The sequence below is a fragment of the Mycolicibacterium helvum genome (genome assembly GCF_010731895.1).
Lineage (GTDB): Bacteria > Actinomycetota > Actinomycetes > Mycobacteriales > Mycobacteriaceae > Mycobacterium > Mycobacterium helvum.
Genome location: NZ_AP022596.1, coordinates 1,643,820 through 1,665,885, shown reverse-complemented (window position 1 = coordinate 1,665,885; position 22,066 = coordinate 1,643,820). Strand labels below are relative to the sequence as shown.

At 66.9% G+C, this 22,066-nt stretch carries 24 protein-coding genes; 9 read left to right on the top strand and 15 right to left on the bottom strand.

Going from position 1 to position 22,066, the window contains the following annotated elements:
• Positions 1–368: 368 nt before the first annotated feature.
• Positions 369–2,072, top strand: a complete 1,704-nt coding sequence (locus G6N38_RS07790; protein WP_163751865.1) for an MFS transporter — start codon at positions 369–371, stop codon at positions 2,070–2,072.
• Here the strand turns inward: G6N38_RS07790 and G6N38_RS07785 are convergent.
• From G6N38_RS07785 to G6N38_RS07765, 5 genes are all read right to left on the bottom strand, one after another.
• Positions 2,032–2,412, bottom strand: coding sequence for a hypothetical protein (locus tag G6N38_RS07785; protein WP_163746999.1), 381 nt, complete (start codon positions 2,410–2,412; stop codon positions 2,032–2,034). The genes G6N38_RS07790 and G6N38_RS07785 overlap by 41 nt on opposite strands.
• A gap of 58 nt (positions 2,413–2,470) precedes the next feature.
• Positions 2,471–2,752: a hypothetical protein gene (locus G6N38_RS07780; protein ID WP_163746998.1), complete on the bottom strand. Its 282-nt coding sequence runs from the start codon at positions 2,750–2,752 to the stop codon at positions 2,471–2,473.
• A gap of 89 nt (positions 2,753–2,841) precedes the next feature.
• Positions 2,842–3,717, bottom strand: coding sequence for a DUF6159 family protein (locus tag G6N38_RS07775; protein ID WP_163746997.1), 876 nt, complete (start codon positions 3,715–3,717; stop codon positions 2,842–2,844).
• A 9-nt stretch (positions 3,718–3,726) separates the two neighbouring features.
• The gene (locus G6N38_RS07770) at positions 3,727–5,040 is read right to left on the bottom strand and encodes an ICP22 family protein (RefSeq protein ID WP_163746996.1); all 1,314 of its coding nucleotides are present in this window, start codon (positions 5,038–5,040) and stop codon (positions 3,727–3,729) included.
• Positions 5,041–5,166: 126 nt separating this feature from the next.
• Positions 5,167–6,591, bottom strand: coding sequence for a hypothetical protein (locus G6N38_RS07765; RefSeq protein WP_163746995.1), 1,425 nt, complete (start codon positions 6,589–6,591; stop codon positions 5,167–5,169).
• Positions 6,592–6,767: 176 nt separating this feature from the next.
• Between G6N38_RS07765 and G6N38_RS07760 the strand changes: the two genes are divergently transcribed.
• Positions 6,768–7,787, top strand: coding sequence for an NADP-dependent oxidoreductase (locus G6N38_RS07760; protein ID WP_163746994.1), 1,020 nt, complete (start codon positions 6,768–6,770; stop codon positions 7,785–7,787).
• 13 nt (positions 7,788–7,800) lie between these two features.
• Here G6N38_RS07760 and G6N38_RS07755 read toward each other — a convergent pair whose 3' ends face one another.
• The 3 genes from G6N38_RS07755 to G6N38_RS07745 are packed head-to-tail and all read right to left on the bottom strand — an operon-like array spanning position 7,801 to position 10,130.
• Positions 7,801–8,616, bottom strand: a complete 816-nt coding sequence (locus G6N38_RS07755; protein ID WP_163751864.1) for an exodeoxyribonuclease III — start codon at positions 8,614–8,616, stop codon at positions 7,801–7,803.
• An 18-nt stretch (positions 8,617–8,634) separates the two neighbouring features.
• Complete coding sequence (locus G6N38_RS07750; protein WP_163746993.1) at positions 8,635–9,537, bottom strand: N-acetylglutamate synthase, CG3035 family; 903 nt, start codon at positions 9,535–9,537, stop codon at positions 8,635–8,637.
• The gene (locus tag G6N38_RS07745) at positions 9,537–10,130 is read right to left on the bottom strand and encodes a peptide deformylase (RefSeq protein ID WP_163746992.1); all 594 of its coding nucleotides are present in this window, start codon (positions 10,128–10,130) and stop codon (positions 9,537–9,539) included. The genes G6N38_RS07750 and G6N38_RS07745 overlap by 1 nt, the downstream gene beginning before the upstream one ends.
• A 125-nt stretch (positions 10,131–10,255) precedes the next feature.
• Here G6N38_RS07745 and G6N38_RS07740 point away from each other — a divergent pair, with 125 nt between their 5' ends.
• From G6N38_RS07740 to G6N38_RS07715, 6 genes are read left to right on the top strand one after another with little or no spacing between them, the layout of a single operon-like run.
• Complete coding sequence (locus G6N38_RS07740) at positions 10,256–10,564, top strand: nucleoid-associated protein NapA (RefSeq protein WP_047328743.1); 309 nt, start codon at positions 10,256–10,258, stop codon at positions 10,562–10,564.
• A gap of 40 nt (positions 10,565–10,604) precedes the next feature.
• Positions 10,605–11,066, top strand: a complete 462-nt coding sequence (locus G6N38_RS07735; protein WP_163746991.1) for a LytR C-terminal domain-containing protein — start codon at positions 10,605–10,607, stop codon at positions 11,064–11,066.
• A gap of 10 nt (positions 11,067–11,076) precedes the next feature.
• The gene (gene sodC, locus G6N38_RS07730; RefSeq protein WP_163746990.1) at positions 11,077–11,796 is read left to right on the top strand and encodes a superoxide dismutase[Cu-Zn]; all 720 of its coding nucleotides are present in this window, start codon (positions 11,077–11,079) and stop codon (positions 11,794–11,796) included.
• On the top strand, positions 11,777–12,925 hold the full coding sequence (locus G6N38_RS07725; RefSeq protein WP_163746989.1) for a glutamate--cysteine ligase: 1,149 nt from the start codon (positions 11,777–11,779) through the stop codon (positions 12,923–12,925). The genes sodC and G6N38_RS07725 overlap by 20 nt, the downstream gene beginning before the upstream one ends.
• 15 nt (positions 12,926–12,940) lie before the next feature.
• The gene (locus tag G6N38_RS07720) at positions 12,941–13,276 is read left to right on the top strand and encodes a hypothetical protein (RefSeq protein ID WP_163746988.1); all 336 of its coding nucleotides are present in this window, start codon (positions 12,941–12,943) and stop codon (positions 13,274–13,276) included.
• A 2-nt stretch (positions 13,277–13,278) separates the two neighbouring features.
• On the top strand, positions 13,279–13,917 hold the full coding sequence (locus G6N38_RS07715; protein ID WP_163746987.1) for an LON peptidase substrate-binding domain-containing protein: 639 nt from the start codon (positions 13,279–13,281) through the stop codon (positions 13,915–13,917).
• A gap of 86 nt (positions 13,918–14,003) precedes the next feature.
• Here the strand turns inward: G6N38_RS07715 and G6N38_RS07710 are convergent, their stop codons facing one another.
• The 7 genes from G6N38_RS07710 to G6N38_RS07680 are packed head-to-tail and all read right to left on the bottom strand — an operon-like array spanning position 14,004 to position 21,068.
• Entirely contained in the window at positions 14,004–14,942 is a 939-nt protein-coding gene (locus tag G6N38_RS07710) for an SAM-dependent methyltransferase (protein ID WP_163746986.1), read from the bottom strand.
• The gene (gene mnhG / locus G6N38_RS07705; protein WP_163746985.1) at positions 14,939–15,286 is read right to left on the bottom strand and encodes a monovalent cation/H(+) antiporter subunit G; all 348 of its coding nucleotides are present in this window, start codon (positions 15,284–15,286) and stop codon (positions 14,939–14,941) included. The genes G6N38_RS07710 and mnhG overlap by 4 nt, the downstream gene beginning before the upstream one ends.
• On the bottom strand, positions 15,283–15,528 hold the full coding sequence (locus G6N38_RS07700; protein ID WP_407662978.1) for a monovalent cation/H+ antiporter complex subunit F: 246 nt from the start codon (positions 15,526–15,528) through the stop codon (positions 15,283–15,285). Before G6N38_RS07700 ends, mnhG begins: the two co-directional genes overlap by 4 nt.
• Before the next feature lie 26 nt (positions 15,529–15,554).
• On the bottom strand, positions 15,555–16,097 hold the full coding sequence (locus G6N38_RS07695) for a Na+/H+ antiporter subunit E (RefSeq protein ID WP_163746983.1): 543 nt from the start codon (positions 16,095–16,097) through the stop codon (positions 15,555–15,557).
• A complete protein-coding gene (locus G6N38_RS07690; protein WP_163746982.1) occupies positions 16,097–17,707 on the bottom strand; it encodes a Na+/H+ antiporter subunit D in 1,611 nt (536 codons plus the stop codon). The genes G6N38_RS07695 and G6N38_RS07690 overlap by 1 nt, the downstream gene beginning before the upstream one ends.
• Positions 17,704–18,174: a Na(+)/H(+) antiporter subunit C gene (locus G6N38_RS07685; RefSeq protein ID WP_163746981.1), complete on the bottom strand. Its 471-nt coding sequence runs from the start codon at positions 18,172–18,174 to the stop codon at positions 17,704–17,706. Before G6N38_RS07685 ends, G6N38_RS07690 begins: the two co-directional genes overlap by 4 nt.
• Positions 18,171–21,068 carry a Na+/H+ antiporter subunit A gene (locus G6N38_RS07680; RefSeq protein WP_163746980.1) on the bottom strand — a complete coding sequence of 966 codons (2,898 nt, stop codon included), beginning with the start codon at positions 21,066–21,068 and terminating at the stop codon, positions 18,171–18,173. The genes G6N38_RS07685 and G6N38_RS07680 overlap by 4 nt, the downstream gene beginning before the upstream one ends.
• Positions 21,069–21,474: 406 nt before the next feature.
• On the opposite strand from G6N38_RS07680, the gene G6N38_RS07675 reads away from it, so the two are divergent.
• On the top strand, positions 21,475–22,056 hold the full coding sequence (locus G6N38_RS07675) for a TetR/AcrR family transcriptional regulator (RefSeq protein ID WP_163746979.1): 582 nt from the start codon (positions 21,475–21,477) through the stop codon (positions 22,054–22,056).
• The last annotated feature ends 10 nt before the right edge of the window (positions 22,057–22,066 follow it).

Here is a 22,066-nt window from a genome sequence, read left to right as displayed (position 1 = left end):
GGCCGGATCGATGTCGGTGCGCGACGACAGGCTCCCGCCATGGCGAAGCGGGAGGTGTTTGAGGGCCGAGAGGCGCTGTTGGACGGTTGATTGACCAGGAGCGAACTGGCTCGCTGGTATCGGCCGGTGTTCCGCGGCGGCTACATGCCCAGGGATCCGCTGGTGACGCTGTGGGACCGGGCGGGATGCCAAGACCCATTCCGCGGGAGTAAGGATTGGCCCACCATGATTTGTATAGCTAACATATGTGTTATTGCGCCGGCAGGCGCTCATTGCTATTTGCTAGACGATTGCATACGAAACGAGATTCGCCCGTGACGACCGAGCTTGACCCTGCCCTGGCCGAAACCGACCGTCGCCGGCGCCGGATGGACCACGATCATCCGCACTACAAGTGGGTGGTGCTGTCCAACACCACGCTGGGCATCCTGTTGGCCTCGATCAACGCCTCGATCGTCCTGATCTCACTGCCGGCCATCTTCCGGGGTATCGGTCTCAACCCGCTGGCACCCGGCAACGTCAGCTACCTGCTGTGGATGCTGATGGGTTACTTGGTGGTGACCGCCGTGCTGGTGGTGCCGTTCGGCCGGCTCGGTGACATGTACGGCCGGGTGAAGATCTACAACATCGGCTTCGTGGTGTTCACGCTGGCGGCCGTCGCGCTGTCGTTCGACCCGTTCCATCTCGACGGCGGGGCGATCTGGCTGATCGCTTGGCGGGTGGTCCAGGGCGTCGGCGGGGCGATGCTGATGTCGTCGTCGTCGGCCATCCTGACCGACGCCTTCCCCGCGAATCAACGTGGCATGGCGCTGGGCGTCAACATGGTCGCGGCCGTGGCCGGTTCGTTCCTGGGTTTGCTCATCGGCGGCGTGCTCTCCGAGATCCACTGGCAGGCCATCTTCTGGGTGGGCGTGCCGATCGGCATCATCGGCACCCTCTGGAGCGTGCGCTCGCTGAAGGAACTGGGCGTGCGCAGCCCCGGCCGGATTGACTGGGCGGGAACGGTCACGTTCGGTGTCGGGCTGACGGTGCTGCTCATCGGAATCACCTACGGCATCCAGCCTTACGGTGACTCGACGACCGGCTGGACCAACCCGATGGTGCTGGGTTCGATCATCGGCGGCCTGCTGCTTCTGGTGGCGTTCTGTTTCATCGAGCTGAAGGTGGCGCAGCCGATGGTCGACATCCGGTTGTTCCGGTCGGCTTCCTTCGGTATGGGCAACCTCGCCGGGCTGATGTCATCGGTGGGTCGCGGCGGCTTGCAGTTCATGTTGATCATCTGGTTGCAGGGCATCTGGCTTCCCTTGCACGGCTACAGCTTTGAATCCACACCGCTATGGGCAGGTATCTACCTGCTGCCGGCGACCTTCGGCTTCCTCGCCGCCGCGCCCATTGCCGGTTCGTTCGCCGACCGATTCGGCGCGCGGCCGTTCACCGTGGGCGGCATGGTGCTGATGGCCCTGACATTCGTTGCGCTGCTGATGATCCCGGTCAACTTCAACTACTGGGTCTTTGCCGTGCTGGTGTTCCTCAACGGACTCGGCGGCGGCATCTTCACCGCGCCCAACACCGCGGCCATCATGTCCAGCGTTCCGGCTGCGCAGCGCGGAGCCGCTTCGGGTGTGCGTGCGACGTTCTTCAACGCGGGCTCGTCGCTGTCGATCGGAATCTTCTTCTCGCTGATGATCGTCGGGCTGGCCCACACCCTGCCCGGCGCGATGAGCCAGGGCCTACAGGCTCAAGGCATCCCGGCGTCCGTAGCCCATGACGTCGCCAATTTGCCGCCGGTTGGCAGTCTGTTCGCGGCTTTCCTGGGCTACAACCCGATCGCCGAGTTGCTGGCGCCCTACAACGCGCTGCACCAGCCGGGTGTCAATGCCGACGTGCTGACCGGGCAGACGTTCTTCCCGAACCTGATCACCGAGCCGTTCCACTCCGGGCTGGTGGTGGTGTTCGGCGCCGCCGCGCTGATGATGGTGGTCGGCGCGATCGCGTCGCTGTTCAACCCCGGCCGCTACGCGGCCGATGCGGTCACTGCGGGCCAGGAGCCCGCGCCGGCGACGGCCGAGTAGCCACCGGCGGCGCAGCGGCACCCTGGGCGACCCATCGATGGAGTCGCCCGGCGGTGCGCCACATGGCGGCCTGCATCTCGTCGGGTCCCAACTCGTCTTGGGCGCAGGCCTTGAGGCGATCGGAAACCCTGACCAGGGTGACAGCGGCCACGCGGGCGGTGCGATCGCGGGAAGCCCGCATGCTCTGCGACATCACCTCGCGGAGCTCGATGAGATCGCCGACCACCCGTGAACCGCCGGCGGGTCGTTCTCGGCGATACAGCTCGATGAGTGCGTCGATGCACGTCACCGTCTGGTGTGCAGTGCTTTTGGGAATCAGGATGTCGATGTCCGAACTCACCAGCCCAGCCCAGCATGTCCGGGCGAACAGACCGTGACGAGCCGAGAACGGCCCGGGTTCACCAATCCGAACGGCCGACCAGAATGAGATCGTTGAGCGCGAACGCCGGCACCGCAAGCGCCTCGGAGAGCTGCGCCGCATAAGACCGGGCAAGGCGGGGGCCGTCGCGTTGTTCGAAATCGCCGGTCAAGTCGACGGCGATCCGGCAGCCGAATGTGTCGCCGGCCTCTACGACCTCAACGCGAAGCACTCCGTCGGGCACCGGCAGCTCTTTGGCGGCGGCGCGCACGTGCTCCACAGTGGCTGCCCAATCGACATAGACCGACACAAACGAACCCATCTAAAGATGGTGGTTTCAGTGATCGGGGCTCGCCACTCGAATCGCCCAATGTTCACCTGCCGGCAACGATCGCGCGGGAGCGACGCCGACTATTTACTCGAAAACGACGACTGCAGCAGAGTGGCGTCCATCTGGCTGGGCGTGACTCCGGTGGTGGCGTAGACGTAGACCGCGGCACGGAAAATCGAACCGAGCGCGGTGAAGACGACGATCAGCGCCAGGACATAGACCACCGAGAGCGCGATGAGCGTCCCGAGGATGGCCCCGCTCGCGACGCCGCCGCCGGCACGGCCGGCCAGCATCACCCCGACGCCGAAGAGTGGGATCAGCGGAAGGATGAAGCACAACGAGATGAGGCCGAGTCCGCCTGAACCGGCAAGGGATTCACCCCAGGTGCGGCGCAGGATGCCCGACGAACGCTTGACCGCCTTGATCGGTCCGACCCCGTCGGTGACGAGCACCGGGACAACGAAATAGGTGGCGACTCCCCACACAGCGCTGAAGATGCCGGCCAGCAGATCCCCGAAGAACCCGAGCTTGTCGGTCAGCAGTGACTGCAGGGCCTGCAAGACCACCCCGACGGTGGCAGCGACCAGCGACCAGCCGAGGATCTGCGGCAGACGCTTGGCTGCGGCGGCGAATCCCGAACCGATTGTCGGCGGCTGGCCGGCGAAACTCTGCAGCGCGCACGAGATCAGCGCGGCATTGCAGAACACCACCACGAACGTGCACAGGAAATACCACAGGAACAACGCGACGTAGACGACCGACTCGACCGCCTTGTCGGAGAGGTTCATCCCGGCACCGGCGAGCGCCCCCACCCCGGTCGGGATGATGAGCACAGCGCTCACCGCGATCAGTGCGATACCGGAGAGCACCGGGAACAGCGCCAGTTTCGGATAGGCCTTCAGGACCGACCAACTCGCACCGGCCATGCTCCAACCGCGCTTGAACGTCTCGAACACGGGCTTCTCCTAGCGGTCCGTGGTACGCCGACGTCTGGGTATGACGATGAGAGCGACCGCCGCCGCCAGTGCCAGCACCCCGATTGCGGAGACGATGAGAACGGTCCGGTTCTTGCTCATCCAGGACGTGGACTCTTCGGACGCGGCGAGCTTGATGTTGTAGCCCGGCAGTGGATCCTGGCCGGGACGCTTCACGCCGGGCAGCAGCTGCGTCTGGCTGACCACGAACACGGCCTCACCCGCAGCGGTCTTCGACCACTCACCCCACGCCGGAATCTCCTCGTCGAGAAGGACTTTCGTGGTGTCCTTCGCCGCCGGATCCTTGCCAAGGTCGGTCAGCGCGCTGACCCGGAACGGTTCGGAGGCGCCGCGGGTGTACTTGATCTGGACGAGGGCGTTCTTGGTGGTGTTCAGGCGCGCCGGCTTCTCGGGTGGGGCCTGGCCCGGGGCCGGTTGGAAGCCGCCGCCGGAGAAGCTGCCCACCGAGACGTTCGTCGGCGGTCCCGACGCGGGCTTGGTGGCGGCGGTGAAGCTGTAGACCCCCGCGTTGGGAACGTCGATGACCGCGCGCTGTAGCGGCGGCACCGTGAAGGTCTGCGGCCCGCCGCCGTAGTCGTAGATGACCTGTAACGGGATCCGGTAGGGATTGGTGAAGATCGGCCGGTAGTAGCGGTCATAGGACAGCCAGCTGGAATTCCACTGCGACACCGGGCTGCTCAGCGCGAGGGTGGTGCTCAGCGTCGACGTCGACACCGTCGAGGTCAGTGACTGCTGATAGGTGCTGACCTCTTGGCTGGAGCTTGACGTATTGACCTGTGTCGTCGACGACGATGTGGCGGCCGTGACGTCGGGTGCCGGCGCGTCGAGTTCGGTCGGCGCCATGGTGGCCCCACCCGCGGGGGGAGTCTGTGTGCCGCCACCCCCGTCGGGGGTTTCCTGGTTGCCCCCGCCCTCGTGCGCGCCGCCGTCATCGTGCTGGTGGGTGCCGTCGTCATGGGCGCTGCCACTGTCGTCGCTGGGCTGGTCTTGCCCGCCACCGACGCTCTCGCCTGGCGCGTCTTGCCCACTGCCTTGGTCGGGTGCTTCCTGCCCGACACCGCCCGCGCCGGGTGCTTCCTGTCCCGCGCCCGGGTCGGGCGCTTCCTGGCCGCCGCCGGACGGTTCGGCCGCGCCACCGCCACCGTCGTAGCTGCTGCCGCTGTCGTCGTCATAGGGGTCGGCGGCGCTGACCGGAACTCCGGCGAACAACGACGCCAACGACACCGTGACGGCAGCGGTGAAACCGGCAGCTTTGCGCGACCTGGTCGCGTTTGCGGAACGCACTGATATCTCCCCCGAGCGAGACGGCCTTGGCTTCCGAATCAAAGCACCTGCAACCTGAATTTGGAAGGTCGCCGGTGCGCAGCGGGTGAAGTCGGTGGGCGGCCGAAACGTCAGTGGCTGAACGACTCACCCACCACTGGCGCGGCGACGCCGGATCACCAATGCGCCGGCAATACCTGCCAGGACCACCACACCGGCCGCGACCCCGCCAACGATCACGATGGTGCGATGCCGCTGAACCCAGGACGTGGGATGTTGGGCGGCAACAAGTTTGATGTCATAGCCAGGCAGGGGATCCTGAGCCGGCGCATCGATGCCGGGCAGCAACTGGGTGCGGGAAATCTGGAACAGGGCCGCGCCATGATCATCCTTTGACCACTTGCCCCAAGCCGGTATCTCGCCGTCCAGAAGGACTCTCGTCATGTTGCCGACGGCGGGATCGCTGCCCAGGTCGGTCAGCGAGCGCACCCGGAACGGCGCGGAGGTGCCCCGGTCGAAAGTGATCTGGACGAGAGGGTTCTTGGTGATGTTGAGGGGTGCCGGCTTCTGCGGGGGTGCCTGTCCCGGTGCCGGCTTGAAACCGCCGCCGGAGAAACTGCCCACCGAAACGTTGGTCGGCGCGGCCGAACCCTCTTGAGTCGAGGCGGTGAAGCTGTACACGCCGGGGCCGGGGGTATCGATCACGCCGCGTTGCAGTGGCGGGACGGTGAAGGTCCGCGGGGAGCCCCCATCGTCGTAGACCACGTGCAGCGGGGTTTGGTACGGGTTGGTAAAGACCGGCCGGTAGTTGCGGTCGTAGGTGGTCCAGTGCGAGTTCCACTTCTTGACCGGGCTGTTCAGGCGCCCACCTTTGGACCCGGCGGGCCGAGACACCGACGACTTGACCTTTTTGCCGTAGGAGCGGGCGCCTTTTCGGGTGGTCTTGGGGCCCACGACCTTGCCGCGATGGGCGGCGGTGCCGTCTTGGCGCGGGACGTCAGCGGTATCCGGCTTCGGCTCCGCATCGGGCTCGTCGTCGGGGCTTTCCGTGCCGGATGGATCCTCGTCGGGGCTTTCGGTGGCCGATGGGTGCTGGTCTGGGGCTTCAGTGGCCGACGGGTGCTCCTCAGTGGCCGACGGGTGCTCCTCAGTGGCCGACGGGTGCTCCTCAGGGGCCTCGGACGGCTCCTGCGTGCCGGTATTGGGCTCCTCGTTTTGCCCGTCAGGTTCCTCGCCGGCGGGCTGGGGGGTGTTGTCAGGCTCTTCGGAGTTCTCGCCGGGAGACTCCGGTGCGTCCTCGTCGGAAGGATCGTCGGTATCGGGTGCGTCGTCCATGCCGCCGTCATCGACATCGCTGGGGTCTTCGACGCCGGGGTCGTCATAGCCGCCACCATCGTCGTAGCTGCCGCCATCGTCGTAGCCGCCGCCATCGTCGTAGCTACTGCCTCCGTCGCCATCATCGGGATCGGCGGCACTCACCGGGATCCCGACGAACAACGCCGACAACGACACAGCGACAGCTGCGGCGAAAGCTGCAGGCTTGTAATAGAACGCTTCGGTCGCGCTTTGCACCAAGACCTCCCCCGGGGATGCCACGACCAACCGTGGCATTGCGATCAAACCATCCGGGGCGCCAAGTTGGAACCCCTTAGCTGTTTGCTGGACAGTACCGGATTGGCATGCCGCCGTATCGCGGACTGTCTCAACTGGGCTCCAAAGCAGTACCGCCTTCGGTAGCTTCACTGTTCGTGCCTGCGCTGACGAACCGCCAGATCCTGTTGCGCCGCCGCCCGTCCGGTTTGGTGCAACCCACCGACACCGAGCTGGTCACCGCGGTCGCACCCGAGCTCGCCGAGGGCGAGGCGCTGCTGCGCACCACCTATGTGGGCCTAGACGCGGCCGTCCGCACCTGGCTCGACGACCAGCCGAGCTACCTGCCGCCCGTGCAGCTGGGCGAGGTCATTCGCGCCGCAGGGATCGGCGAGGTCGTCGAATCACGGTGTGAAGCGTTCGCGACAGGCGACATCGTCACCACCCTCACCGGCTTCCAGGACTACGCGATCATCCGCGACGACCTGTTCAGCACGGCCATCCCCGGCGAGACCGACCAGCTGGCCATCATGAGCGTGTACGGGCCGACCGGCGCCACAGCGTATTTCGGCATGACCGACATCGGCCGTCCGCGCGAAGGGGAGACGGTGGTGGTGTCGGCGGCTGCCGGCGCCACCGGATCGGTCGCCGGGCAGATCGCCAAGATCGCCGGTGCGCGCGTCGTCGGCATCGCCGGCGGACCGGACAAGTGCCGGGCGGTGGTCGAGGACTTCGGCTTCGACGCCTGCATCGACTACAAGCACGACGACATTCCCGCCGCACTGAAGCTGCACTGCCCCAAGGGCGTCAACGTCTACTTCGACAACGTCGGGGGTCCGATTCTGAACGCGGTGCTGGGCCGGCTGGCTCCCAAGGCCCGGGTGGTGCTGTGCGGTGTCATCTCGAGCTACCTCACGGGCGAGCATCCCGGGCCAGCCAACTACGTCAACCTACTGGCCAAGACCGCGTCGATGCAGGGGTTCAACGCCTTGGACATGTGGGGTCGCTTCGACGAGGCTTTCGCCGATCTGCGGCGCTGGGAGTCCGAAGGCAAGCTGGTGCACCGGGAGACCGTCTTCGACGGGCTGGAATCCTGTGTCGACGCGCTTAACGGGCTGTTCACCGGCGCCAACATCGGCAAGATGCTGGTGAAGGTCAGCGAGCCGTCAAGCGGCTGAGCAACATTGCGCCTCAGCGGGTCAGATCGACCAGCACCGGCGCGTGATCGCTGGGTGCCGGGTCGCCCTTCTTGCCCGGACGGCGTTCGTCCTTGACGATCTCGGCGTGCGTCACCCGGGCCGCCAAACTCGGTGAGCCGAGGATGAAATCGATGCGCATACCGCGGCGCTTCTGGAAGGCCAGTTGGGTGTAGTCCCAGTAGGTGTACACCCCCGGCCCGGGTGTGTACGGGCGCACCACGTCGGTGAAGCTGGCCTCGACGAACGCGTCGAACGCCATGCGCTCCGGCTCCGAGACATGCGTGGCGCCGTCGAACGCTGCCATGTCCCAGACGTCCTCGTCGGTGGGTGCGATATTCCAGTCGCCGACCAGGGCGATCGGCTGCCGCGGATCGCGCTGCAGCCAGGACTCAGCGGTGTTACGAAGGGCGGCAAGCCATTCCAGCTTGTACTGGTAGTGCGGGTCGGTCAGGGCGCGGCCGTTGGGCACGTAGAGACTCCACACCCGCACCCCGGCGCAGGTGGCCGCCAGCGCGCGGGCTTCAGCCTTGGCGTCCAACCCGTCCTTGCTCCAGGACGGCTGGCCGTCGAAACCGACCTCGACGTCGTCGAAGCCGACCCGGGAGGCGATCGCCACCCCGTTCCACTGGTTGAACCCGCAGTGCACCACTTCGTAGCCGGCTTCGAGGAACGGCATGGTGGGGAACTGGTCGTCGGCGCACTTGGTCTCTTGCATGGCCAGCACGTCCACGTCACCGCGCTGCAGCCACCCGACGACCCGGTCCACCCTGGTGCGAATCGAATTCACATTCCAGGTGGCGAGGCGCAGGACGTCGTCAGGCATGGGCTACAGCGTACGTGCGGTCAACGACCGGGCATCGACGTAACGATGGTGATGGTGCAGCCGGAAGCCGAGCGAGTGATACAACTGGATTGCGCCGTTGTTTTCGCTCAGTACCTGCACGTACGCCCGGCTCGCGCCCTGGCGTGCACCCCATCCGAACAGTGCCAGACACAGCCGGCGGGCGTGTCCGCGCCTGCGCTGGTCGGCACTGACGTGCACCGCCGAGATCCCCAGCCAGCGGGTGCCGTCCGGCGCGGTTGTCACCGCCCCGCGACCCACCGCGGCGGTCGCCAGCGAGGCGAACACCACCTCGCCACCGACGACCGCAGTCAGTACCTCGGCCGGAACGTCGCGTTCATAGCCGGCCAGCCACGCCGCATCCGGACTCCCGTGCAGTGTCACCGCCGGATCCGGTTCAGTCCCGGTGAGATCGGTGACCATCACCCGGGTGTGCTTGGTGCCGTCGGCGCGAATCGGCAGCAGCCGCTCCGGCAGCGCCAACCACGGCGGCAGTCCCCGCTGCCGATACCAGTCAAGGATCGGGGGTAGGGCTTCGACGGTCGCCGAGAAGTCGAGTGGCACAGCTGAGTTGGCCCTGCTGGTGTATCCGCCACCAGCCCGCAGCAGCCAACCGTCCTGCCAGCTCTGTTCGGTACCGGGCCAGGCCAGCGCCGCCGCATGCTCCAGCGCCCGGATCTCCGAGGCGCGCACCGGCCGGTCGCTGAGTTCGCGCACGGCCACGACGTCGGCAGGGGCAATCGAGACGAGCTCACCGGACTTGGTGCGCAGCACCACCGGGTCCAGGGATTGCACATGGCCGATCACGTCAGTCATCGGTGGCGGACTGCCCGCGGCCAGCCGGTAGCGGATGCTGACCCGGGTGCCGACGGGCGGAATGCCGGCCATCAGTGACCGAACGGGTCAGGCACCTCGCCCGGGATCCAGGAGAGCCCGGGACCCCCCCAGCCGTTTTTCTTCGCGGTCTTCTTGGCTGCCCGGGCATGTCGCCCGATCAGCTTGTCGACGTAGAGAAACCCGTCGAGGTGCCCGGTTTCGTGTTGCAGCATGCGGGCGAACAGGTCGTGCCCCTCCAGGGTGATGGCGTTGCCGTCGGCGTCGAGGCCGGTCACCCGGGCCCACTTCGCCCGACCACACGGAAACGACTCGCCGGGCACCGACAGGCAGCCCTCGTCATCGTTGTCCGGGTCGGGCATCGTTTCAGGGATCTCCGAGGTCTCCAGGACCGGATTGATGACGACGCCCCGGTGGCGGGTCGTCTTGCCGCGCTCATCGGCGCAGTCGTAGACGAACAGCCGCAGTCCGACTCCGATTTGGTTGGCCGCCAGCCCGACTCCGTTGGCCGCGTCCATCGTGTCGTACATGTCCTTGATCAGATCGGCCAGATCTTCGGGCAGCGAGCCGTCGGCCCCGACCGGTACGGGCTTGGTCGGAGTGTGCAGAACGGGATCACCCAGAATCACAATTGGTCTCACTGCCATGATCGGCAAGCTTAAGTCAGCCGACGCGCGGGCTTGGCTGCCGTCCCAACCGGTTCAATCGTGATTGAATGAGCGCCGAGCATAGGGATGTCTCCTCGGGTCTTCGAAAGGGTCAGCAGATCGAAATGGACGGCGCCATGGCACGGGCCGAGCGGTCCAATGACGACGCTGACCTTCCCGATGGGTTGACTCGCCGCGAATACGATGTCCTGGCCTTCGAGCGGCAGTGGTGGAAGTACGCCGGCGCGAAGGAAGAGGCCATCAAGGAGCTGTTCTCCATGTCGGCCACCCGCTATTACCAGGTGCTGAACGCCCTGGTTGACCGCCCCGAGGCGCTCGCCGCCGATCCGATGCTGGTCAAGCGGCTGCGTCGGCTGCGGGCAAGCCGGCAGAAGGCGCGCGCGGCCCGCCGGCTCGGCTTCGAGGTTCCCTGATTTTTCTTCGTAGCCGGTCCCCCTGGTTACAGTGGGCGCGATGAACGACCGCGTACCCGACTCCTCCGGGCTGCCATTGCGGGCCATGGTGATGGTGCTGCTGTTCCTTGGCGTGATCTTCCTGCTGGTCGGTTTCCAGGCCATGGGTTCGGGCAGCGACAGCAGCAGCGACGAAACCTCGGTACGCACCGTCACCACGACGACTACCAAGACGTCGGTGGCGCCAGCGCCCAAGGCTGACGTGCGGGTATTCAACGTCGGTGAGGGAGAAGGCGCCGCCGGCCGTATCGGGGACCGGCTGCGTGAGGCCGGCTGGAACGTCACCGAGACCAGCAACCTCGAGGTGCCCCCGCTGCCTGCGACCACGGTGTACTACGGCACAACCGAGGGCGAGCAAGCCGCCGCCGAGGCGGTCGCCAAAGTGCTGGACGCGCCGGTGGTACCCAGAACTCCAGAAATTGCCGAGCAGCCACCGGGCGTCATCGTTTTGGTGACCGGATAGGCTTCGGCACATGGTCAAGCCTGTGAGCCCCTTGAGAACTGCCGCCGCCGTCTTGTTCGTTGTTCCTGTCGCGGTGTTGAGCGCTTGTAGCCCCAATGAGCCGGTCGCATCGCAGCCCGGCACTACGCCGGCGATCTGGACCGGGTCCCCGGCGCCGGCCGCCTCGGGCGAAGAGTCGCACGGTGCGCCGGAGGCGCCGGCCAGCCATGGCGACACCCTGACCGCGCAGCTGAAAACCGCCGATGGCACTCAGGTGGCCGCGGCCACCTTCGAATTCCAGGACGGCTTTGCCACCGTCACCGTGCAGACCACCGGCACCGGCAAGCTGACGCCGGGCTTCCACGGCCTGCACCTGCACTCGGTCGCCAAGTGCGAGGCGAACTCGGTCGCCCCGGCCGGCGGTGCGCCTGGTGACTTCCTCTCCGCCGGCGGCCACTTCCAGGCCAGCGGGCACACCGGGCATCCGGCCAGCGGTGACCTGGCCTCGCTGCAGGTCCGCGAGGACGGCACCGCGTTGTTGGTGACCACGACCAGCGCCTTCACCAAGCAGGACCTGCTCGGCGGCAACGGCACCGCGATCATCATCCACGCGGATGCCGACAACTTCGCCAACATTCCGCCGGAGCGCTACCAGCAGATCAACGGTGGCGCGCCGGGTCCGGACGAAACCACCATGGCCACCGGCGACGCGGGCAAGCGGGTGGCGTGCGGTGTCGTCGGCACCGGCTAAGCCGTCAGCGGGTAAACCCGGCCGCATCGACTTCGCCGGCTCGCCCAGGCCGACACTCGGCGTCGAATGGGAGTTCGCTCTCATTGACGCCGAAACCCGGGATCTGAGCAACGAGGCGGCCGCGGTGATCGCCGACGTCGGCGAAAGCCCACACGTCCACAAGGAATTACTGCGCAACACCATCGAGGTCGTCACCGGTATCTGTGACTCCGTCGACGAGGCGATGGCCGACCTCGCGTCGACGCTACGCAGCACGCGGGAGATCGTCCACGAGCGTGGCATGGAGTTGTTCTGCGCGGGAACCCATCCGTTTGCGTCCTGGTCGACGCAGAAGCTGACCGACGCACCGCGCTATGCCGAGCTGATCAAGCGGACCCAGTGGTGGGGTCGGCAGATGCTGATCTGGGGTGTGCACGTGCACGTCGGGGTGTCCTCGGCGCACAAGGTGATGCCGATCATCTCCTCACTGCTCAACCACTATCCGCATCTGCTGGCGCTGTCGGCGTCCTCGCCGTTCTGGGCCGGTGACGACACCGGGTACGCCAGCAACCGGGCGATGATGTTCCAGCAGTTGCCGACCGCCGGTCTGCCGTTCCAGTTCGAGACGTGGCGGCAGTTCGAGCGCTTCGTCCACGATCAGAAGACCACGGGCATCATCGATCACGTCAATGAGATCCGTTGGGACATCAGGCCGTCACCGCACCTGGGCACCATCGAGGTGCGGGTGTTCGACGGCGTGTCCAACCTGCGTGAGCTGTCGGCGCTGGTGGCGCTGACGCACTGCCTGGTGGTCGATCTCGACCGCCGCTTGGATGCCGGCGAGCAGCTGCCGGTGATGCCGCCCTGGCATGTGCAGGAGAACAAGTGGCGCGCGGCGCGCTACGGCCTGGACGCCATCATCATCCTCGACGCCGACAGCAACGAGCGGCTGGTCACCGAGGATCTCGACGACCTGCTGACCCGGCTGCAGCCGGTGGCCGAATCTTTGCACTGCGCAGACGAATTAGCGGCTATCGCCGACATTCCGCGACGGGGTGCGTCTTATCAGCGCCAGCACAAGGTGGCCGAGGACAACGGCGGTGATCTGCGCGCGGTGGTTGACTCGTTGGTCGGGGAGCTCGATATCTAGCGATTGGAGGCGCCCATGATGATTCGTCGACTGGGTTTGGCGGTGCTGGCTGCCGTGGTGGTCCTGGCTGGCGGCGGGTGTGCCAAGGCGATCACCGGCACTCCGGTGGCGACACCGGGTGAGGCCGGCAAAGGTATGGTGCCCGCAGATCTGCTCACCACGACCTGCCGCGAGTACCTGACGATGGACGTTGTCACGCGACGTGAGGTGATCAAGGCCATCGGTAAGGGTGGCAACCAACTGGTCGCGATGAACCCCGAACTGTGGGCGGGTGTTGCCGGTGCGTTGTGCGGATTCGTCGACCCCAGTGCGCCGGTGAAGGACGTGGTGATGGGGCAAGGCATCCGCTAGTCATGGCCGCCCAACCGATGTTCCCGCTGCAGTCGGCACTGTTGCCGGGAGAGCTGTTGCCGCTGCAGATCTTTGAACCGCGGTACTCGCAGCTGGTGTCGGACTGCTTGACGATGACCGACCCGGCATTCGGTGTTGTGCTGATCACCCAGGGCCGGGAGGTCGGCGGTGGGGATGCTCGCAGCGATGTCGGTGCGCTGGCGCGTATCACCGAGCACGTCGACCACGGGATGGGCCGCTATCAACTGAAAACAGTTGTCGGTGAACGTATCCGGGTGCTCGAGTGGCTCAACGACGACCCGTATCCGCGGGCGGTTGTCGAACCCTGGCCCGACGAACCCGGCCCGCCGGTGACGCCCGAGCAGATCGGGGTGGTGATCGACAAGATCCTGGCGCTGTTCGAGCGGATCGTCTCCACGCGTGGCGGCCAATTGCGGCCCGATGCTCTTGCAGTCGAGTCCGAGATCGCCGACGATCCGTCGCTGCATATCTACCAGCTGGCCGCCCGGGTGCCGATGGGGCAGGCTGACCGCTACGCGGTGCTGGCCGCACCGACATTGGCCGGGCGGGTCGATGCGCTCACCGATGCCATCGAAACCGTCACGGCCATGGTCGAATTCCAGATCGCCGACGACGAATAGCGGCCGTCGCATCGATTCTGCGGTGAGCGTGTGTTTGCCGGGCGTGCGGTAGCACTGGGCGCAGAATCGATGCCGGCAGCTCAAAGTCAGCGTTTTCTGGCGTCCAGCAGCACGGTGTCGGGCACGGGGTCCTCAAGGCCATCGGGCGCCGGGCGCTGGTAGTGCGCCATCAGGTCAGCCGCGGCGATGGCGGTGACCTCCCAACCGCGCTCGGTCAGCCACTGCGCGACGTCGGTACGTGCCTCCATGTACCAGAGCCGCGTGACGTCGGGCTCAGATGTGGGCGATCCCGCTTCGCTTCTCGCTGGCCCGGATCCGCTGGCCTCGGCGGCCGCGCGGCGTGCCTCGGCCATCCGTGCCTGGCGCCGGGCCAGCTGTTCGGCCGAGTAGAACACCGCGCCGAACGCCTCGACGGACAGCCTGCTGCCGCGCGCGCTGAGCTGGTCGATCTGTTCGAACAGCGCGTCCTGGACCGTTGCCGGCAGGTATGGCAGTAGTCCTTCTGCCGACCATGCTGTTGGGGTGGATGGGTCGAAACCAGCCTGGCGCAATGCCTTTGGCCAATCGTGTCGCAGGTCCACGGCCACCGCCGCATACCGTGCCGCGGGCCGGGCCCGGTGCTCGGCGAGCACCCGATCCTTGAACTCGAGCACCTTCGGCTGGTCGATCTCGTAGACCGTCGTGCCGTCGATCCACGGCAGCCGCCAGGCGCGGGTGTCCAGACCGGCGGCCAGGATCACTGCCTGGTCCACGCCGTTGGCGCCGGCCGTGGTGAAGAAGTCGTCGAAGAATTTCGTCCGCGAGGCGATGTAGGCGGCCATGGCCTGCGCGCGCATCGGGTGGCCGTCCTGGAATGGTGAGCGCCAGCCCGCCGCGATGGCCGCCTCGACGAAGAAGTGCGCGTAGCGATCGGTATAGAGCGGGCGTTCGGCGTCGGTCTCGATGGCCCGCGCACGGGCCACACTCAGTGCGGTGGCACCGACCCCCTCGGTGATGTCCCAGGTGTCGTCGTCGGTTCGGCTCACGGATTCGGCTTCGTTCTGTCGGTGTCGTCGCGCATCTCGTCCACGGTCAGATCATCGCCGACGTTCTGTTCACGGTAAGCCAGCTGCCCCACGCGGTGCGCCACCACCGGTGCGGTGATGAGGGTGAACATTGCGGTCAGCACGAGCATGCCGACGTCGACGTTGCCGGACAGCCGGATCGTCGCGCCGCCCAGCACCAGCAGCAGGCCCAGCACCTGCGGTTTGGTCGCGGCATGCATGCGGGTCAAGGTGTCAGGGAAGCGCAGCACGCCAATGGCGGCGGTCAACGCCAGCGCCGAACCAAGCAGCACCAGCACGCCCGCCAGCGGATCGAGGACACTCATGTCTTGTCCTTCCCGGCGAGATCGGGCACGCGGAACCGGGCCACACTGACCGAGCCGACGAAGCTGATCAACGCCAGCGCCGCCAGGCTGTAGGTGACAGTGGTGTCCAGGCTGTAGGCCGCCCAGGTGCCGACCCCGCACATCGTCACCGCCACCAGCGTGTCGACGGCGACCAGCCGGTCCAAGGTGCTGGGGCCCATCAGCAAGCGGATCATCGTCACCGCGGCAGCCGCGACCAGCATCACCCCGGAGAGCACCCACACGACCGTCACGACGAGACCTCCTCGGATTCGCTTGCCGCTGGCCGCCATTCGGAGTCGCGCTCGAACGCGGCGATCATCAGCCGTTCCAGCTGGGCGATTTGGCGATAGAACCGCTCCACCGAGCGCTCGGATCCGACGTCGAGCACGTGGACGTAGATCAGCCGCCGGGACTGGTCGATCTCCAAGACAATGGTGCCCGGGGTCAGGTTCATGATGTTGACCGCAAGGGCCAGCACCAGATCCGACTTCAGCGCCAAGTGGCCGCGCAGCACCGCAGATAGCGGTGGGCGCCCCGGCCGGATCGCCAGCCACGCCACCTGAAGCGAGGATTGCGCCAGCCACCACGCCACGTGCAGCACCAGCCAGAGCAGCGACAGGGGATGCAACCGGCCCTGTACCGGAACCGGCGGCAGCGGCAGCAGCAGCGTGATCCCCAGCGCCACGACCAACCCGGACAGTACGTTGGCCACCGAAACCGTGCCCCACAACAGCAGCCACACCAGGGTCAGCCACACCAACGTCCAGATCCGTAGCGTCAGTGTTCTCATCACGGACTCATCTCCGGGCTCCCCAGCACCGCGGTGATGTACTGGCTGCGGTCCAGCACTTCGTTGGCGGCGCGGTCGGTGTAGCCGAAGATGGGCCCGGCCGCCACCGTCAGCGCCACCCCAACGGCGATCAAACCGAGTGTCGGAGCCACCATTCCGATCGGCATCCGGCCGACGTCGTCGCGGTCGTCGTAGGCGATGTCCGCCGAGTAGTCGTCGAGCAGGACCGACGGCGCGGAGTCCGCGAGCTCACCTTCGGGCGCGTCGACCCTGGCCCGCCAGAATGCCTTGGTCCACACCCGTGCCACCACGTACAGCGTCAGCAGGCTGGTCACCACCGATCCGGTGACCAGCAGCCAGGCCAGCACCGAGCCGTTGGCGGTACCAGCCTCGAGCAGCGCCACTTTCCCAATGAAGCCTGAAAATGGCGGAATACCACCGAGATTCAATGCCGGGACCATGAAGACGAAAGCCAGCAGCGGGCTAGCGGCGGCCAGCCCGCCCAGGCGGCGGAGCGTCGACGCACCGGCCTGCCGCTCGATCAGGCCGACGACCAGGAATAGCGTCGTCTGCACGACGATGTGGTGGGCGACGTAATAGATCGCCCCCGACATAGCCAGTTGGCTGGCCAGCGCGACGCCGAACACCATGTAGCCGATGTGGCTGACGAGGGTGAATGACAGAAGTCGTTTGATGTCGTTCTGCGCGATCGCACCCAGGATGCCGACGAGCATCGTCAGCAGCGCCGCCACCAGCAGCACATTGTCCAACCCGCCCGCGGGGAACAGCAGGGCGTGCGCCCGGATGATGGCGTACACACCGACTTTGGTCAGCAAGCCGGCGAACACCGCGGTCACCGGTGCCGGTGCCGTCGGATACGAGTCGGGCAGCCACGCCGATAGCGGGAACACCGCGGCCTTGATGCCGAACGCCACCAGCAGCACGGCGAAGATCGCGCTTCGGGTGCCGCCGCTGATGTCCTGCAGTCGCAGTGACAACTCGGCCATGTTCAGCGTCCCGGTGGCGGCGTAGACCAGAGCCAGGCCGATCAGGAAGATCAGCGATGAGACCATCGACACCATCACGTAGGAGATGCCGGCGCGCACCCGGTCCTTGCTGGCCCCGATCGTCAACAACACGAAGCTCGCTGTCAGCAGCACCTCGAAGCCGACGTACAGGTTGAACAGATCACCGGCCAGGAACGCCGTGCACACACCGGCCGACAGCACCAGGTAGGTGGGCAGGAAGATCGACACCGGCTGGTGTTCGTCACCGTCGCGGATACCCTGCCCGATCGCGTAGAACACCACCGCCAGCAGCACGATCGCCGAAACCACCAGCATCAGTGCGGAGAGCCGGTCGGCCACCAGCGTGATACCCAGCGGCCCGAGACCCGCGTCGGTCGGACCCCAGCCGCCGACATGCAACGCCTGGGTGCCGTCGCGGTCGGTCAGGTACACCAGCACCGCGCACACCGCCAGCACCGCGGTCAGTGCCACCAGAGCGATCAGCCGCTGTAACCGCGGCCGGCGGCCGGCGATCAACGTCAGCGCCGCCGACACCAACGGGATCAGCACCGGCAGCGGCATGAGTACTCCCGAGAGGGTCATCGCGACCCCTCGTGGCCGGGCAGGGCGTCGAGTTCGTCGGGCTCGTCGGTGTCCCGGTCGGGCACGTGCTGGGGGGCGTCTTCGTCGACCGAGGAGGCCTCGGAGTCGGAGAGCTTCGACACTCGGGTGTCCTCCGGGTCGTTGTCCACTTCCTCCGCGGTGGTCAACCGGAATGACCGGTAGGTCAACGCCAGGACGAACGCGGCCATCCCCATCGCGATGACGATCGCGGTCAGGATCATGCCCTGGGCCAGGGGATCGGCCGTCGTCGTCTCCGTACCACTCGTGCGACCGCGGATGGGCGGATTCCCGCTCTCGCCGCCGACGGTCAGGATCAACAGGTTGATGGCGTTGCCGAACAGCAGCAGGCCCAACAGCATCCGGGTCAGGTTGCGCGAAAGCAACAGGTAGACACCACAACTGGTGAGTGCGCCGATGATGATGAGCGGAACCAGGTAGACAATCATGACGCTCTCGCCTTCACTGCGGGGCGCGCGCTGGCGACTTCCTCGTCGATGCGCGCGCCGAGGCTGCGCAACACGTCGAGGACCAGGCCGAGAACGATCAGGTACACCCCGAGGTCGAAGAACAGCGCGGTCACGAACTTCACTGTGCCGAGCAGCGGCAGGTGCAGGGTGATCACCGCCGAGGACAGCGCGGGTGCCCCCAGCAGCATTGAGCCGACGGCGGTGCCGGCTGACAGTGCGAGTCCGGCACCGAGGATCTTGCCGGCATCCAGGGGCAGCGTCTCGCCGAGTTCATAGCGTCCGCCAGCCAGGTAACGCAGCACCAACGCCAGCCCGGCGGTCAGTCCACCGGCGAACCCGCCGCCGGGGGTGTTGTGACCGGTGAAGAAGAAATACACCGACAGCACCATGATCAGCGGGAAGATCAGCCGGGTGGCGACCTCGAGCACCAGGGAGCGGTTGCGTGGATCGCGCAGTTCGCTGCCTCGCAGCCAGGTGGTATCGCCGACGGCCGGGCTATAGGCCGTCGCCGGCAAGAGGCCGATATCGGGTTGGCCGGCATCGGACACCCGCGGCGCCGCACCGAACCGGCGGTTGCGGAACACCAGCGACGCGACGCCGGTTGCGGCGGCCACCAGCACCGAGATCTCGCCCAGGGTGTCCCAGGCGCGGATGTCGACCAGCAGCACGTTCACGGTATTGGCGCCGTGGCCGCGGTAGTAGGCGGCATCGGGCAACAGGTCGGCGATTCCGACGCCGGTGCGGGCGGCCATCGCGAACACCGCCAGGGTGGTGACGGTGGCGCCGACGGCCAGTGACAGCGCGGCGCGCGGCAACCGGTGTCGGGTGGCTTCCTCGGCCTCGGCGGGCAGCGTGCGCAGCACCAGCACGAAGATGACCAGCATCAGGGTCTCCACCAGGAACTGTGTCAACGCCAGGTCGGGGGCGCCGTGGAAGGCGAAGATCGCCCCACAGCCGTAGCCGGTGATGCCGACCAGTAGCACGGCGGCCAGCCCGTTGCGCATGATGGTGGCGGCCACCGCGGCGGCCACGATGAGCAGGCCCACCACCGGCTGGACCAGGGAGTCCCACAGCCGGAACTGCGGATGGTTTGTGGGGCCAAAGGCCAACACGGCGACCGGGAACAGCACCAGCGTCGTGAGGATCACCGACTGGGTGACGGGGATGGATCCGCGCTGGGTGACCGCGGTGAGCCGGACGGACAGGAGATCGGCGCCGCGGATGACCGCGTCGTAGATCCGGTCGGCGTTGCCCAGGGGCCGCCAGGTGCCTACCCCGGCGCGGCGCAGGCGTTCGCGGCTGACGAACAAGGTGACGCCGACGGCCAGCACCAGCGCTGACAGCACCAGCGGCAGATTGACGCCGTGCCACAGCGCCAGCGTGTAGTGGCCGTCTTCGGCGCCGGCGGCGGGCAGGGTCCCGGCGTAGCCGTCCAGCGTGGTGTCCAGGTAATTGGGCACCACTCCGAAGAACAGTCCGGCCCCCGCCAGGATCGCCGGCGCCACCAGGAAGGCGGCCGGCGGCCGGTGCAGGTTGGCGACCAGGTTGGTCGGGCCCTGGAAACCCTTGCGCGCGAAAGCACCCCACAGGAATCGCAGGCTGTAGATGGTGGTGAAAACCGAACCGATGACCACTCCGGTGAGCACCACGGGTGCCCACGCGCCGAGTGACGCGCTGTGCGCGATGCTTTCGAAGTCGGCCTCTTTGGCCACGAAGCCCAGGAATGGCGGCAGCGCGGCCATGCTGGCGGTCGCGCCGGCGGCGATGACGAACAACGCGGGCATCCGGTTGCCGAGCCAGGCCAGCCTGCGGATGTCACGGGTGCCGGTCGAGTGGTCGATGACGCCGACGACCATGAACAGGGTCGCCTTGAACAGTGCGTGCGCGCACAGCATGGCCAGCCCGGCCAGCATCATGTCCCGGCCACCGCCACCGACCATGACGGTGATGAAGCCCAGCTGGCTGACGGTGCCGAACGCGAGGATCAGCTTGAGGTCGTATTCGCGGACCGCGCGCCAGCCGGCCAGCAGCATGGTCACCACTCCCAAGGTGATGACGGTGGGTCGCCAGCCTGGGGAGTCGGCGAACCCGGGGGCCAGCCGGGCGACGAGGTAGACGCCGGCTTTGACCATCGCGGCGGCGTGCAGATAGGCGCTGACCGGGGTCGGGGCGGCCATGGCGCCGGGCAGCCAGAAGTGGAAGGGGACGATCGCCGACTTGGACAGCGCGCCGATGAGGACCAGGACAACGGCGACGGCGACGGCGGTGCCGTGCGGTGGGTTCGCCACCAGCTCGGAGAGCAGATAGGTGCCGGCGGTATGGCCGAGGATGACGATGCCGGCCAGCATCGCGAGCCCGCCTGCGGTGGTGACCAATAAGGCCTGCATGGCGGCCCGGCGGCTGGTGGCACGCTCGGCGTAGTGCCCGACCAGCAGGAACGACAACACCGTGGTCAGTTCCCAGAACGTGTAGAGCAACAGCATGTTGTCGCTGATGACCAGGCCGAACATGGCTCCGGAAAACGCGACGAGTTCGGCGGCGAAACTCGGCAGCCGCTTCTCGGTGTGGCCGTCGCGGTGGTGGAAGTACTCCGCGCAATAGAACAGCACCAGCGCGCCGATACCCAACACCAGCACGCTCATGACGGCGGCCAACGTGTCGAACCGCAGCGTGATGTCCATCGATAGCTGCGGCACCCACGGGATGTCGACAGTCGGGGCGGGGTGCCCGGCATCGGGCCAGTTGAGTGCCACCCAGATCAGCGACGCTGCCGGGACGAGCGCGAGTGGGTAGAAGGCCAGCCGTCCCCATCGGTGCACGAGCGCCGGCGCCACGGCGGCGGCGATCGCATGCGCGATCAGGATGACGAGCATGGCACTCCGATCTATAGGACGCGCCAGCGCGTCATGGATCTATTGGGCGCGCCAGCGCGTCGGTGATCTACCGGTCGGTCGGGGTGTCAGCCAAAGGTTTTCGGCTATGTCCTGTCAACAGTCTACGGGGTTGACCCTTTCGCAGATATTCCGGCCGCGCCGCCGAGGGGCTCAGGCTCGGTGTGTTGGCTTCGAAACAGTTTGAGCGGCAATGTGTCTCAGGACGATCCGCACGACGAGCCGGTGTCTGGTCGGCCGCATCGAGGATGAACGTCGTGAGGTCCGCAGGGCTGCCGCACGTTGTTCGTATCGCCGCGTGCCAGGTGGTTGCCCGGTCTGCGGGAACGGTTATGGCATGCTCATCGATATAGCGCAAACGTTCCATATAGAAGGATCGTACTAGATCGTGGCACCACCACGGAAGCATGAAACCGACGCGATCCTGGATGCGGCGCGCGGGCTGGTGCTCGCCGGGGGTCCGCGGGCAGCCAGTGTCGCGGCGATCGCCAAGGTCAGCGGTGCGCCGGTGGGCACGCTCTATCACCGGTTCGGCAACCGTGACGGCATCCTGGCCGCGACGTGGCTGCGAGCCCTGGACCGGTCCCAGTCCCTGGCCATGTCGGCGACCGCGGACTCGCCCGGGCAGGCGGCCGTCGCGATGGCGTTGTCGACGGTCGATTTCGCCCGGGGGTTCCCCAGCGACGCCCGGCTGTTGTTGACGGTGCGGCCGGAGGATCTGCTGGACGCCGGCGGTGGCGACTTGGACGCCGCGATCGTGAGTCGCAACGCCCCTCTGGTCGCGCGGCTGCGACAGCTGGCGGGTGAGTTGTACGGCGTAGACGACCGTCGATCGCTGGACGCAATGCGGCGTGCGGTTGTCGATCTGCCGTATGCCGCGGTGCGCCGTCATGTCGGCGACGTGCCCGAGTGGCTGGCCGGGGACCTCGCCGAGTCAGTGCGTGCGCTGTTGGCGGCCCACCGGCAGTAGGTCTGGGTGC